Consider the following 13,743-nt stretch of genomic DNA (forward strand, 5'->3'; position numbering starts at 1 on the left):
ATGGACGGACCATGCGGCGCTGCCGCATCCGAAGCCCGACCAAGCTGCATGGAAGGGCCTCGAAAGCGCTGCTTCTGATCCGCCTCGCCAACGATGAGCCAAGCCGGACAATCCGCGCTCGACGGTAGGCGTGGCAGGCTTGCGCTTACTCAACCCTCAAGGCGAAAACCCAGCTTGAGCGTCACCTGGAAGTGCCCGATGTTGCCGTTCTCGACATGCCCACGGGTTTCGACCACCTCGAACCAGTCGATGTGCTTGACCGTCTTGCCGGCGTCGGCAATGGCATTGCGGATGGCATCATCGGTGCCGGTGGGCGAACTGCCGACGATTTCGATGACCTTGTAGGTGTTGGCGTTGGATTGCTTGCGTTCGGACATGGGCATTCTCCAGAGTTGAAAATCTGGCGACCATCATAGAAATTGATGTTGCCGCGCCCCATCGGCGATTGCCGCAAACCGGGGTAGGACTGACGGTATCGATATAAATCTTTTCCACCCGGAAAGGTGATTTTGCCTTGCAGCAAAGAATGCGGAAGTTCGCTATCAGATCGACAAGAAATTTCGGTAAATTACCGGCTTTCCTACAAACAAATCGGACGAGAGCCGATATTGCGCCGCAACTTGAAGGCATAATGTTCAGCCATCAGGGCATGCTCTGCGCTGCCCGCTCACCCTGCCAGCTGGACCGCCAGGGAGCACGACATTTTTCTATCCCTTGGAGATCATCATGTCGAATTCGACTCACACAGTCGGCGCCCTGCAGCATCAACCGGTACAACAACAGAACGCCGTCGCGCCCGGCGCCACTGATGGACCGCTCGTCGAGGATGACGCTGCAGCAGCGCGACTGACTGCCATCCGCATCCGCGGCCAGCACGCCGATCTCGACGGCGACGAACCAGCACAGTAAGCAGAGCAGGCAAACGAAGCAATCAATACCAAGATCTGGCTGCCGCCATCGGCGCCAGATTCACCGCATTCAAGCAGGAGATGTGGAGACAGGCCAAAGACCCCAGGTCAGAGGCCAACACATAATGGCAACCGGCACCGACCGGATGCGGATAGTCAGGACAGGCAGCCTTGCCTGTCCTGATTGTTTTTCCAGGCGACACAAACCCTACCGAACATCCCCCACCTGAATGTCATCCTGATATTCAACGCGCCTCCTCGCCAGCGCGGCGACGTCCCTCCGCAACGCCAACACCGCATCCTAAAATCAGCTTTTTGACTGCCATAAAAGTCAAAACGTCACTTCAAGACGACAACATATAAAAGTTATTCGAGACGCTGTCCTTTTGGCGCGTGAGAAATAACAGGTATCACCCAAAATGTTTTCGAAGGGAAATAATGCGGCATTCCCAGTCGAGCACATCACCATGTCAAACGTAGTTGTCACCCTGTCTTCTCTTGCATTGCTGTATCTGACGGCATCGTCCCGCCACGCGGACACCCCGGTTGCCATGCCGGCGCATTTCATCGTCGCCCACACTCCCTATCTTCATCCTCATCCGGCGCAAGTGCACCTGCACGGATCGTTCGTGCTATGCAGCGCGCCCGATCTGGTCTGGTGCCGGCCACGTCCTGCGCACTAAAAGCCTCCATCCGACCCACGAAAGGAACAACATGAATCGACCCGCACTCCTGCACAAGCCACTGGCCGCCCTGGTCCTGATCGCTGCGGGCCTGCCGGCCGCCGCCAACGAAGGGAGCGCATCGGCCACCTTGTCGATCGAGGGCGTGATCAAACCCAAACCCTGCAATCCCCAGTTCGACAACGGCGGCAAGATCAACTTCGGATCGCTGGACCTGTCGAAGCTGGCCAACGGCAACGCCCCCATCAAGGTGGGCGAACGCAATGTCGAATTCCAGGTGTTCTGCGCCCAGGCCGCCAAGGTGCGCGTCAGGGTAAGGGACGAACGCCCGAATACCGCGATCCCCTCGGTCAGCATGCTGGACGAGCGCTTCCATTACGGGCTGGGGCGGAATGGCGAGAACAAGGTGGGCTCCTATCACATCAAGATCCTGGCCGCGGGCACCGCCGGCAACGGCGACGTCGTCACGATGTCGGCCTCGGATGACGCCAATGGCAGTTGGCACGCGCCGGCCGACGCCTATGCCGCATCGGACCGGTGGCTGGCCTGGTCGCACACGGGCGACCACATGCCAGGCGCATTCAAGACCTTCAAGATGGCCCTGGCGGTTCAGGTTCACCTGCCGCCCATCGACCAGCTGAACCTCGGCGAAGACATCCGCCTGGACGGCGCATCGACTTTTGAGCTCAAGTACGAATGATCATCTGCGCAGCTTGACCGGCAGCAACCCGGGCGGGTTTCCCGCCCTCCTTACTTCCTGGAATACCTATGATGAAACGGTCTCCCCCACTCACCCGCCTGGCCGCTTGCATGCTACCGCTTGCAACGCTGGGCATCGCCATCGCAACGCCGGCGCATGGCGCCGATTCGGCCAAATTGAATGTCACCGGCACCATCATGCCGCCCCCCTGCTCGATCGCGCTGGGCAGCAACCTGGTCGACCTTGGCACGCTCCAGGCAGCGTCGCTCTACCCAATGGCACGCCACGCCAAACACGCCGCTGCCCGCTTCAGCTTTCACCTGCAGTGCACCCAGCCCAGCCGGGTACGCATGCGCTTTACCGACAACCAGGCCGACAGCGTGCCGACGTTTCATCGCGACTGGGCCGAAGCACGCCACGGCCGGCCGAACATGTTCGGACTGGGCAAGGTAGACGGCAAGGATATCGGTTCGTACTACATGTATTTCGAGCCGGACAGCCTCAAATCGGGCAACGAAAAAGTGCGGCCGGTCTATGACGACGGGCCTGACGGCAAACCCGGCTATCACCTTGAAAACTACAACTACATCCTCACCACCGCCTCACTCGGCTGGACCGGCGACCGCCACATTCGCGCCGCCAGCTTCGAACGCATCGACGGCGAAATCGTATTGAGCTACATGCTTGAGCAGCCCCACAACTTGCCACTGGAAAGAGAAATCCCCTTCAACGGCTGGGCCACGATCGATCTGGAATATTGATCCAAGTCGCCTGGCTGCCGCCCTTACCGAGATTACCCATGAAGACCCCCTGCCCTCCAACCCGCACCGACCGCGCCAGTGGCGCTCTTCCCGCACCACGCCGGGGCCAGCCGTCGCGGCGCCAGCTGATGTGCGCCTTGCTGTTTCCAACCGTTTTCCTGCCTGCCGCGATGGCCGCTGACACTGCCCAGTTACGAGTCATCGGTCGCGTCGTGCCGGCGCCCTGCACGATCACGCTCGGCAACAACGGCAGCGCCGATTTCGGCACGATCACGGCCGCCGACCTGCCCGGCGACGGTATGCGCAAACTGAGCGGCGAACGGTCGCTGTCATTCGCAATACAGTGCGTGCCGGCCAATTCGCCCCGGCTCAGCTTCAAGGATGACCGCACCAATAGCGTGCCGGCGATCTGGAATACCCTCTCCACGGCGGCCAGCCGGGCCACGATGTTCGGACTGGGCCGCGTCGACGACAAGAATATCGGCATGTATAACATCCTTTTCAGGACACTCAAGGCCGACGGCCAGGACGCCAGACTGCTCCGCGCGCCGGATACGGAATCGGCGTGGCAGTTCATCGACCAGGGAGAGTTCATCACCAAGGAATACAAGTATGCATGGAGCACGACGGCCCAGCCGCAAACCGGTTCGTTTGGCGCCCTCAATGGTGATCTCGTCGTCAAGCTCTGGCCAGAACCGCTCGATCAGCTCCCGCTGCAGAGCGAAATCAGGCTCGACGGCAGTGCCACGCTGGTGCTTGAGTATCCATAGGCGCGCCGCACACAGGCGGCGCATCCACCCGGGGCTGCTGCTGCCTGTGCTGCTGGTCTGTAGCCAGACAGCGGCGGAACAACGCTCGACGCTGCAATTGAGCGGCATCGTTCGTCCCGCCGCCTGCGCCCCCAGCTTTGCCAACGACGGCGTGGTCGACTTCGGGGCCATCGCGCCGCAGTCGCTGCCGGGGGATAGCCCGGCGCAACTCGAAAAGAAGACCATCAATCTGACCATCGACTGCGTGGCGCCCACCCGCATCGCCGTGGCTTTCTCGGCGCACCGGTTCGTGCCAGGAGTGCGCGCGGCCTATGGCATGAGTCGCATCGGCGCACGCTGGATCGGACTCTACGATGTGAATTTCGAAACCGGCAGCGCCGTGGCCGACGGCAAACCGATGCATATCTTCTATGCCCGGCGCCATAACGGCCAGTGGCAACGCAAGACCCCGGGCCTGGCGCTGACGCCTTCGCATCGCTATGCCTGGCGCCGGGCCGACGACCTGGCGCACGCGGCCAGCAACTTCAGCGTCGACATCAGCGTCCAGCCGACGGTGATGATCGGCGGCCATTCATTCGCGCCGGGACCGGTGCCGGTCAGCGGCACCGCCACCCTGGATGTGCTCTACCCTTGAATGGTCCGCTAGCGTAGTCCCAGGCGCCGCGCCAGGCGGTTCAGGTTGGCCCGGTCCAGGCCCAGTTCGCGGGCGCTGGCGGCCAGGTTGCCGGCATGCCGCTCCAGGCTGTCGGCCACCAGTTTTCGTTCGATCTGTTCGATGGCCTCACGCAGCCCAACGGGTGGGGCCGAACGCTGCGACGGCGTCTCGACCGTCGCCGCGGGCGGTTCGGCACCAGATCCCAGTTCCAGATCACGAGCGCCCAGCGTCACGATGGCGGGCCGCCGCGGGTGGCCCGCCAGGGCGCGCAAGGCGCTGCGTCCGATCAGGTGTTCCAGCTCGCGGATATTACCCGGCCAGGCATATTGCAACAGCGCCTGCTGGGCGCCGGCATCCAGGCGCAGACTGGACAGGCCCAGCCGGGCGCGGTTCTCTTCCAGGAAAAAACCGGCCAGCAGCAGGATGTCATGACCACGCTCGCGCAGCGGTGGCGCCTGGATCGGGAACACACTCAGCCGATGATAGAAATCCGCCCGAAAACGGCCCTGCTTGACCGCGTCGGCCAGGTCGCGATTGGTAGCGGCCAGCAGTCGCACATCGACCCGATGCTCGCGGTCCGAGCCGACCCGTTGCAACTGCCCGCTCTGCAATACTCGCAGCAGCTTGGCTTGCACCTGCAGCGGCAATTCCCCCACCTCGTCCAGAAACAGCGTGCCGCCATCGGCCATCTCGAACTTGCCGCGCCGATCCGCCACCGCGCCCGAAAACGCGCCGCGCACATGGCCGAACAATTCACTCTCCACCAGGGTGTCGGGCAAGGCCGCGCAATTGAGGCTGATCATGGGCTTGCGCGCCCGCGACGACGCCGCATGCAGCGCATGCGCCACCAGTTCCTTGCCGACCCCGGTCTCGCCGGTGATCAATACCGTCATCTCGCTGGGGCCAGCCAGGCGAATCTCTTGCATCAGCTGGGCGTGAGCCTCACTCTGCCCGATCAGCTCGCGCCTGCCCTGGCTTTGCTCCAGGCCCAATCGATACGCCTCGGCGCGCTGGCGCTCCTGCTCACTGGTTTGCGACAGATCATCGATGCGTACCGCTACCGTTACCGCTGCCGCCGCCAAATCGGCAAACGCCTGCAGCGACGCCGGATCGACCTGGTCGAAGCGCCCCGCACCCAACGCGTCCAGCGTCAGCAAACCCCACGGCCGACCGTTGACGTTGAGCGCACACCCCATGCAATCGTGCACTTCCAGCTGCCCTGAGTGAGCATCGTTGAGACCATCGACCAACCCGTCATACGGATCGGGCAACGGCGAATCGGCCGCGAACCGGGTCGGCACCGCGCGCACCAGCAATGCGGCAAAACGAGGATGATCGGCCACCCGGAAACGCCGTCCCAGGGTATCGCTGGACAAGCCATCGATGGCCAGCGGCACCAGCACCTCGCCATCCAATCGCAACAGCGCCGCTGCATCACACGGAAACAGCGTACGCATGGCATGCAACAGGCGGCGATACCGCTCACGGTCATCGATGCTGCGCGACAGGTCGGCCACGAGAGGCAAGACAGCATCCAGCAGGGTTTTTGAAGTCATTTCGACACGGTGCGGGTTAAATAATGAGTCATTTTGACATAGTCAGCCAGACTCCTCTCATCAGCAAGTCCTTGATTCAACAGGCAGTAGCGACTGGCATGCATCTTGAGATAAAGGCGTCATCCGGCACTGCCGGCCCAACGTCCACACCGAAAGGCTCTCTATGCTCACCGCTGCCCAACTCGCCATCGTCAAGTCCACCGTGCCCCTGCTGGAATCCGGCGGCGAGGCGCTGACCACCCATTTCTACCAGATGCTCATGCGCGACTATCCGCAGGTGCGTCCCCTGTTCAACCGCACCCACCAGGAAAGCGGGGACCAGCCGCGCGCGCTGGCCAATGGCGTCCTGATGTATGCACGTCACATCGACCGGCTCGAGGCGCTGGGTCCGCTGGCCGGCCAGATCGTGGCCAAGCACGTGGCGATCCAGGTCATGCCCGAGCATTACCCGATGGTGGGTGACTGCCTGCTGCGCGCCATCCGCGACGTGCTGGGCGCCGAGATCGCCACCGATGCGGTGATCGAAGCCTGGGGCGCCGCCTATGGGCAACTGGCCGATATCCTGATCGGCGCCGAGCGCCAGCAATATGACGCGCACGCCAATGCGCCCGGCGGCTGGCGCGGTGCGCGCAACTTCGTGGTGGTCCGCAAGGTGCGCGAAAGCGACGAGATCACGTCATTCCATTTCCGCCCCGAGGATGGCGGCGCCTTGCTCGACTTTGCGCCAGGCCAGTACATCGGGCTGCGCATGGTGGTCGATGGCGAGGAGCAGCGCCGCCAGTATTCGCTGTCGGCGCCGCTGCAACAGCCGGGCCAGCCGCCGCAATATCGCATCAGCGTCAAGCGTGAAGCTGGCGGCCGCGTCTCGCGCCAGTTGCACGACGCCGTCGATGTAGGCTCGGTGCTCGAACTGTTCCCGCCATCGGGCGACTTCACGCTCAGCGCCGGCAACAAGCCGCTGGTGCTGATTGCCGGCGGCGTCGGCATCACCCCGCTGCTGACCATGCTGGCGGCGGCCCTGCCGGATGGCCGTCCGGTTCACTTCATCCATGCCGCGCGCGATGCCGGGGCGCAGGCGTTCCGCGCCGATCTCGAAGCGCTGGCCGCGCAACACCCTCAGCTACGCAATTTCTTCTGCTACGAGCTGGCGCGCGAAGGCGACCCTGCGCCCCACGCTACCGGCCTGCTCAACGGCGAACTGTTGCAGCGCTGGATGCCCGCCACACCGGACGTCGATGTCTATTTCGTCGGTCCCAAGCCGTTCATGAAGGCGGTGCGCCGGATGCTGCTGGAGCTGGGGCTGCCCGAGTCGCAATGCCGGTATGAATTCTTCGGGCCCGCCGCCAGCCTGCACTGATTGATGATTTAATTCATTGAAGGCGGATGGTGCGCCGGGTAGAATCGCTGCATTGCGTCATTCCTGCCTGCCCGGCTTCATGCGAAAACTGCTCTGCACCCTACTGATGTCGATTACGCTGGCCCAGCTTTGCTGGGCCGCGCTCGGCCCGTACTGGGAGCATCCGGCCACCGTGGTCCATGCCGAGCATCACGAAGTCGCGACCAAGCCGGCGGGCGACGTCGCCGCCAAGCTGGCATCAGGCTTTTGCAGCAGCTGCGAAATGGCGGCCGCCAGCCTGGGCTACCCCGGACGTATCTCGCACCGCTTTGCACGCGCCCGGACTCCGGCCCCGACCGGCTTGTCGCTGGCATTTTCATCCCACATCCCCGAACACCCTGACGAGCCCGATTGGCGCGCCGCGTCCTAACGCGGCGCCGCTCCCCGGTCTCGACCTTTCCCTGTCATTGATCAAGCCTCGCACCTGACACCCGCATCAGGTCGGGCCTGGACGCGCGCCGATTCTTTCCACTTTTTCGGAGAATCCGATGTTCAAGCACGTCCTCATGCCGGCACTGACGGCAGCACTGCTGCTGCCTGCCGGTCACGTCATGGCCCAAAACCCGCCCGACCTGCCGCTGGCCACCGGTTCCGGTTGCCCCGCCGTGAATGCAGCACTGACATTGCCGCAGGCGCAGCAACTGGCGCTCGATCACAACCCGGGCCTGGCGTCGGCCCGTCATGCGCTGGCCGCCACCGATGGCGCCCTGCAACAGGCCGGCGCATGGCCCAATCCGCAACTCGCCGTCGAGATCGAAGATACCCGCCGCGCCACCCGCACCACCACCTATACCGTCAGCCAGACGCTGGAACTGGGCGGCAAGCGCCGCGCCCGTACCGATGCGGCGCAACTGGCGCAGGACATGGCGCGCCAGCAACTCGCCGCCCGCCTGTCGGGCTTGCGCAGCGAAGTCACGCTGGCCTGGCTGGAAGTGCTGCACAACGTGCAGCGGCTGGCACTGGCGCGCCACAGCGCCACGCTGGCCGAACGCATGGCCGACTCCACCGGGCGCCGGGTGCAAGCCGGCAAATTACCGCCACTGGAACAGACCCGGGCGCAGGTGGCGGCCGCCGGCATCGCCCTTGAAGTGAGCCAGGCCGACAGCGAATGGCGCATCAGCCAGTACCGGCTCAATGCGCTCCTGGGGCGTGGCGCTTGCGCCGGCCAGCCCGAAGGCGACGGCGATGTGCTGCCGCCGCTCCCCGAGATCGGCGATGTCGTGCGCCGCGCCGCGTCCGCGCCGGTGGTGCGGCTGGCCGCGCTGGAAGTCGATCGACGCCAGGCACTGAGCGCCATCGAAAGCAGCAAGCGCACGCCCGACGTGACCCTGAGCCTGGGCAGCAAGCGCGACGAAGAAGCGGCCCGCAATGCACTGGTCATCGGGGTGTCGATGCCGTTGCCCCTGTTCGACCGCAACCAGGGCAACCTGCTGCAGGCGCTGCGCCAGGCCGACCAGGCCCGCGATGACCTGGTCGCCGCCGAACTGCAGGCGCAGATGGCGGCGGCCGAAGGCTTCGAGACCTTGCGCCATGCCCGTGCCGAAGCGCTGAGCTTGCGCCAGCAGGTGCTGCCGGCCGCGCAACAGGCCTATGACACCGCTACGCGCGGCTTCACGCTGGGCAAGTTCGGGCTGACCGAAGTGCTGGACGCCCAGCGCACGCTGTTCGACACCCAGACCCGATACCTGCGCGCCCTGACTGGTGCGCACCGTGCCGACGCCGCGCTGCAAGCGCTGCTCGGCGACGACCCGACCAGCGCCCCGGGCGCCTCCCATTAAGGAACAACATGAACAACAAACGCATCATTGCCGCCATCCTGATTGGCACCGCACTGGCCGCAGGGGCCATCGTCTGGTCAACAAGAAGCGGCCACGACGACCACGCCGATGAGGCCGGCCACACCGAAAACGACAGCCATGGTCACACCGCACAGGCGCCTGCCAACGCCGCTGAAGTTGCCGCAGCGGCTAAGCAGGATGACCACGATGACCATGACGACGACCATGGCAAGGAAGGCGGCGACCAGATCGCCTTCAGCGCCGAGCAGATCCGTAGCGCCGGGGTGGTGGTGGCCGACGCCGCCTTGAGCGAGATGGCCAGCACCCTGGCGCTGCCCGGAGAGATCCGCTTCGACGCCGACCGCACCGCCCACGTGGTGCCGCGCGCGGCCGGCGTGGTGCAGACGGTATCGGTACGACTGGGGCAACAGGTCAGTCGCGGCCAGCTACTGGCCAGCATCTCCAGCGCCGCCGTGTCGGAACTGCGCAGCGAGGCGCAGGCGGCGCAGCAACGCCTGGTCCTGGCACGCGAAAACCACGCCCGCGAACGAGCGTTGTGGGACGAACGCATCTCGGCCGAACAGGACCTGCAGCAAGCCCGCAGCGCACTGCGCGAAGCCGAGATCGGCGCCGCCAATGCGACGCAGAAATTGAACGCGCTGGGTGCCGGCCCCCAGGGCGGCGGCAGCTTGCAGATCCGGGCGCCGTTCGATGGGGTGGTGGTTGAAAAACACATCGCGCTGGGCGAGATGGTGCGGGAAGACACGGCCGTATTGACCATTGCCGACTTGCGCTCGGTGTGGGCCGAGATCGACATCCCCGCCAGCGCGCTCGATACGGTGCGCGTGGGTGCCGCCGTCACGGTCAAGGCCAGCGCGTTGACGTCCAGCGCCAGCGGCAAGATCGCCTATGTCGCCGCATTGCTGGGCGAACAGACCCGTACCGCCAAGGCCCATGCGGTGCTGGCCAACCCGGGCGGCGCCTGGCGGCCAGGCATGTTCGTCACCGTCGATGTGGCCAGCGGCGCGCCCCGGCAAGTCCTGGCGGTACCCGAGGATGCCATCCACACGCTGGAGCAACGCAACGTGGTGTTCGTCGCCACCGAAAGCGGCTTCAAGGCCCAGCCGGTGCGCACCGGACGCAGCCAGGGCGGCCGCACCGAAATCGTCGACGGCCTGCAGCCGGGCCAGCGCTATGCCGCCGTCAACGCCTTCATGATCAAGGCCGAAATGGGCAAGTCCAGTGCCGAACATGCGCACTGACCACTTGACGCCACGATAAAGGAAACCTCATGTTCGAACGCCTCATCCGATTTGCCATTGCACAGCGCTGGCTGGTGCTCGCACTGGTGCTGGGCATGGCCATCATCGGCCTGTACAGCTACCAGCGACTACCCATCGACGCGGTACCCGACATCACCAACGTGCAGGTACAGATCAATACCAATGCCCCCGGCTATTCGCCGCTCGAAACCGAGCAGCGCATCAGCTATCCGATCGAGACCGCCATGGCCGGCCTGCCGCACCTGGAGCAGACCCGTTCGCTGTCGCGCTACGGGTTGTCGCAGGTGACGGTGATTTTCAAGGATGGCACCGACATCTACTTCGCCCGCCAACTGGTCAATGAACGCATCCAGGAAGCCCGCAGCAAGCTGCCGCCCGGCGCCGAACCGGCCATGGGTCCGATCTCGACCGGCCTGGGCGAGATCTACCTGTGGACCGTCGAGGCCAGGGAAGATGCGCGCAAGCCCGATGGCCAGCCCTATACGCCGAGCGACCTGCGTGAAATCCAGGACTGGATCATCAAGCCGCAACTGCGCAACGTGCCGGGCGTGACCGAGATCAATACCATCGGCGGTCATGTGCGCGAGTTCCATGTGGCGCCCTCGCCGGCTCGCCTGTCGTCCTACGGCTTGACGCTGGCCGACCTGTCGGCGGCGCTGGAACGCAACAACGCCAATGTCGGCGCCGGCTACATCGAACGCCGCTCGGAACAATACCTGCTGCGCGTGCCGGGCCAACTGGGCAACCTGGACGACATCGGCAATGTCGTGCTGGCCAACCACCAGGGGGTGGCGGTGCGGGTGCGCGATGTCGCCGAGGTCAGCATCGGGCGCGAGCTGCGCACCGGGGCTGCCACCGAGAACGGTCGCGAGGTGGTGCTGGGAACCGTGTTCATGCTGATCGGTGAAAACAGCCGCACGGTGTCGCAGGCGGTGCATCGCCGGCTCGGCGAGATCAACCGGTCGCTGCCCGAAGGGGTGCATGCCGTCACCGTCTACGATCGCACCACGCTGGTCGACCGTGCCATCAATACGGTCAAGATGAACCTGATCGAAGGCGCGGTGCTGGTCATTGCGGTGCTGTTCCTGTTCCTGGGCAACCTGCGGGCCGCGCTCATCACGGCCATGGTGATCCCGCTGGCGATGCTGTTTACCTTCAGCGGCATGGTCGCCACCAAGCTCAGCGCCAACCTGCTCAGCCTGGGCGCGCTGGATTTCGGCATCATCGTCGATGGCGCCGTGGTGATCGTCGAGAATTGCGTGCGCCGCCTGGCCCATGCGCAGCAACAGGCAGGTCGAAGACTGACCCTGTCCGAGCGCTTCGAGCAGGTCTTCGAGGCGGCCCGGGAAGCGCGCCGCCCCTTGCTGTTCGGCCAGTTGATCATCATGGTGGTGTACCTGCCGATGTTTGCCCTCACCGGGGTGGAAGGCAAGATGTTCCACCCGATGGCCTTGACGGTGGTCATCGCCCTGGCCGGCGCCATGCTGCTTTCGGTCACCTTCATCCCGGCGGCCATTGCGCTGTTTATCGGCGAACGCGTGGCCGAGAAGGAAAACCGCCTGATGGGCGCGGCCCGTCGCGCCTATGCACCGCTGTTGTCATGGTCGCTGGCCAATGGCGCCGTGGTGCTGACTGGCGTCGGCGCGGTGCTGCTGCTGACCGCCCTGCTGGGCACCCGGCTGGGCAGCGAGTTCGTGCCCAGCCTGAACGAGGGCGACCTGGCGCTGCAGGCATTGCGCATCCCGGGCACCAGCCTGAGCCAGTCGGTGCAGATGCAGCAGCAGATCGAGACCCGGCTGATGCAGGCCTTCCCCGAGATCGAACGGGTGTTTGCCCGCACCGGCACCGCCGAAGTCGCGTCCGACCCGATGCCGCCCAACATCTCCGACGCCTACATCATGCTCAAGCCCGAAGACCAGTGGCCGGCGCCCCGCAAGACCCGGGCGCAACTGCTGGCGGCGATCCAGCAGGAGACATCACGCCTGCCGGGCAACAACGTCGAATTCTCGCAACCGATCCAGTTGCGCTTCAACGAGTTGATCTCGGGCGTGCGCAGCGATGTGGCGGTGAAGGTCTTCGGCGACGACATGCAGGTGCTGGAACGCACCGCCCAGTCCATCGCCCGTTCGCTGCAAGGCGTGCCGGGCGCCACCGAAGTGCGGGTCGAGCAAACCACGGGGCTGCCGATGCTGACCGTGGTCATCGATCGCGAAAAGGCCGGCCGTTACGGCATGTCGATCAGCCAGATCCAGGACACCGTGGCCGCCGCCACCGGTGGCAAGGAAAGCGGCGTTGTGTTCGAAGGCGACCGCCGCTTCGATATCGTGGTGCGCCTGCCGGAAGCGATGCGCAATGATCCCGACGCCCTGCTGCGCCTGCCGCTGGCCTTGCCATCGAGCGGCCAGCGCAGCACCTTCGTGCCGCTGTCTGAAGTGGCCACGCTGCAGCTGGCGCCCGGCCCCAACCAGGTCAGTCGCGAAAACGGCAAGCGCCGCATCGTCGTTAGCGCCAATGTGCGCGGGCGCGACCTGGGCTCGTTCGTGCCCGACGCCGCCGCCCGCATTGCCAGCGAGGTCAAGGTACCCTCGGGCTACTGGACCTCCTGGGGCGGCCAGTTCGAGAACCTCGAATCGGCCCGTTCACGACTGCAGATCGTGGTCCCGGCCGCCTTGCTGCTGATACTGGGCCTGCTGCTGGCCATGTTCGGCAGCCTCAAGGATGGCTTGCTGGTATTGACCGGCATTCCCTTTGCCCTGACCGGCGGCGTGCTGGCGCTGTGGATGCGGGGCATTCCACTGTCGATCTCGGCGGCCGTGGGGTTCATTGCCTTGTCGGGCGTGGCGGTGCTCAACGGACTGGTGATGATTTCGTTCATCCGCGGCCTGCGTGACGAAGGCATGCCGCTGTTCGAGGCGGTGACCGAGGGCGCCATGACGCGGCTGCGACCGGTATTGATGACGGCGCTGGTGGCCTCGCTGGGCTTCGTGCCGATGGCGCTGGCGACCGGCACCGGCGCCGAGGTGCAGCGCCCGCTGGCCACCGTGGTGATCGGCGGCATCCTGTCGTCGACCTTGCTCACGCTGCTGGTGCTGCCCTTGCTGTATCGCTTCGCGCATCGCCGTGACCAGCGGCGGGCCACCCCGGGCGATGCAAGTTCTTCGATTATTCGCTCGCCCTGATCGGCGGCGCGCGTGCCTGCGGTCGCCGGCGCCTAGCATGCACTTTCGCAAACCAATATCGAAGGAGCAACAGC

General features: G+C 64.9%; 13 protein-coding genes. 11 read left to right on the forward strand and 2 right to left on the reverse strand.

Features of this window, described 5'->3' with window-relative positions; genetic code table 11:
• Positions 1-149: 149 nt before the first annotated feature.
• The gene (locus LBW87_RS07370) at positions 150-377 is read right to left on the reverse strand and encodes a dodecin (protein WP_225200791.1); all 228 of its coding nucleotides are present in this window, start codon (positions 375-377) and stop codon (positions 150-152) included.
• A 349-nt stretch (positions 378-726) separates the two neighbouring features.
• Here LBW87_RS07370 and LBW87_RS07375 point away from each other — a divergent pair, with 349 nt between their 5' ends.
• From LBW87_RS07375 to LBW87_RS07400, 6 genes are all read left to right on the forward strand, one after another.
• Positions 727-909, forward strand: a complete 183-nt coding sequence (locus tag LBW87_RS07375) for a hypothetical protein (RefSeq protein ID WP_225200792.1) — start codon at positions 727-729, stop codon at positions 907-909.
• Positions 910-1,375: 466 nt separating this feature from the next.
• Positions 1,376-1,591 carry a hypothetical protein gene (locus LBW87_RS07380; RefSeq protein ID WP_225200793.1) on the forward strand — a complete coding sequence of 72 codons (216 nt, stop codon included), beginning with the start codon at positions 1,376-1,378 and terminating at the stop codon, positions 1,589-1,591.
• Positions 1,592-1,622: 31 nt separating this feature from the next.
• Positions 1,623-2,291: a DUF1120 domain-containing protein gene (locus LBW87_RS07385; protein ID WP_225200794.1), complete on the forward strand. Its 669-nt coding sequence runs from the start codon at positions 1,623-1,625 to the stop codon at positions 2,289-2,291.
• A gap of 110 nt (positions 2,292-2,401) precedes the next feature.
• On the forward strand, positions 2,402-3,052 hold the full coding sequence (locus tag LBW87_RS07390; protein ID WP_225200795.1) for a fimbrial protein: 651 nt from the start codon (positions 2,402-2,404) through the stop codon (positions 3,050-3,052).
• A 38-nt stretch (positions 3,053-3,090) separates the two neighbouring features.
• Positions 3,091-3,822, forward strand: coding sequence for a DUF1120 domain-containing protein (locus LBW87_RS07395; protein WP_225200796.1), 732 nt, complete (start codon positions 3,091-3,093; stop codon positions 3,820-3,822).
• Positions 3,809-4,456, forward strand: coding sequence for a DUF1120 domain-containing protein (locus tag LBW87_RS07400; protein WP_225200797.1), 648 nt, complete (start codon positions 3,809-3,811; stop codon positions 4,454-4,456). Before LBW87_RS07395 ends, LBW87_RS07400 begins: the two co-directional genes overlap by 14 nt.
• An 8-nt stretch (positions 4,457-4,464) precedes the next feature.
• Here LBW87_RS07400 and norR read toward each other — a convergent pair whose 3' ends face one another.
• Complete coding sequence (gene norR, locus LBW87_RS07405; RefSeq protein WP_225200798.1) at positions 4,465-6,033, reverse strand: nitric oxide reductase transcriptional regulator NorR; 1,569 nt, start codon at positions 6,031-6,033, stop codon at positions 4,465-4,467.
• 163 nt (positions 6,034-6,196) lie between these two features.
• Between norR and hmpA the strand changes: the two genes are divergently transcribed.
• From hmpA to LBW87_RS07430, 5 genes are all read left to right on the forward strand, one after another.
• Complete coding sequence (hmpA, locus tag LBW87_RS07410) at positions 6,197-7,390, forward strand: NO-inducible flavohemoprotein (protein WP_225200799.1); 1,194 nt, start codon at positions 6,197-6,199, stop codon at positions 7,388-7,390.
• Between the two features lie 106 nt (positions 7,391-7,496).
• The gene (locus LBW87_RS07415; protein WP_225200800.1) at positions 7,497-7,799 is read left to right on the forward strand and encodes a hypothetical protein; all 303 of its coding nucleotides are present in this window, start codon (positions 7,497-7,499) and stop codon (positions 7,797-7,799) included.
• 118 nt (positions 7,800-7,917) lie between these two features.
• A complete protein-coding gene (locus tag LBW87_RS07420) occupies positions 7,918-9,207 on the forward strand; it encodes a TolC family protein (RefSeq protein WP_225200801.1) in 1,290 nt (429 codons plus the stop codon).
• A gap of 8 nt (positions 9,208-9,215) precedes the next feature.
• Entirely contained in the window at positions 9,216-10,469 is a 1,254-nt protein-coding gene (locus LBW87_RS07425) for an efflux RND transporter periplasmic adaptor subunit (RefSeq protein WP_225200802.1), read from the forward strand.
• 29 nt (positions 10,470-10,498) lie between these two features.
• The gene (locus tag LBW87_RS07430) at positions 10,499-13,669 is read left to right on the forward strand and encodes a CusA/CzcA family heavy metal efflux RND transporter (RefSeq protein ID WP_225200803.1); all 3,171 of its coding nucleotides are present in this window, start codon (positions 10,499-10,501) and stop codon (positions 13,667-13,669) included.
• The last annotated feature ends 74 nt before the right edge of the window (positions 13,670-13,743 follow it).

It is taken from the genome of Herbaspirillum sp. alder98, from assembly GCF_020179755.1.
Taxonomy (GTDB): domain Bacteria; phylum Pseudomonadota; class Gammaproteobacteria; order Burkholderiales; family Burkholderiaceae_D; genus Herbaspirillum.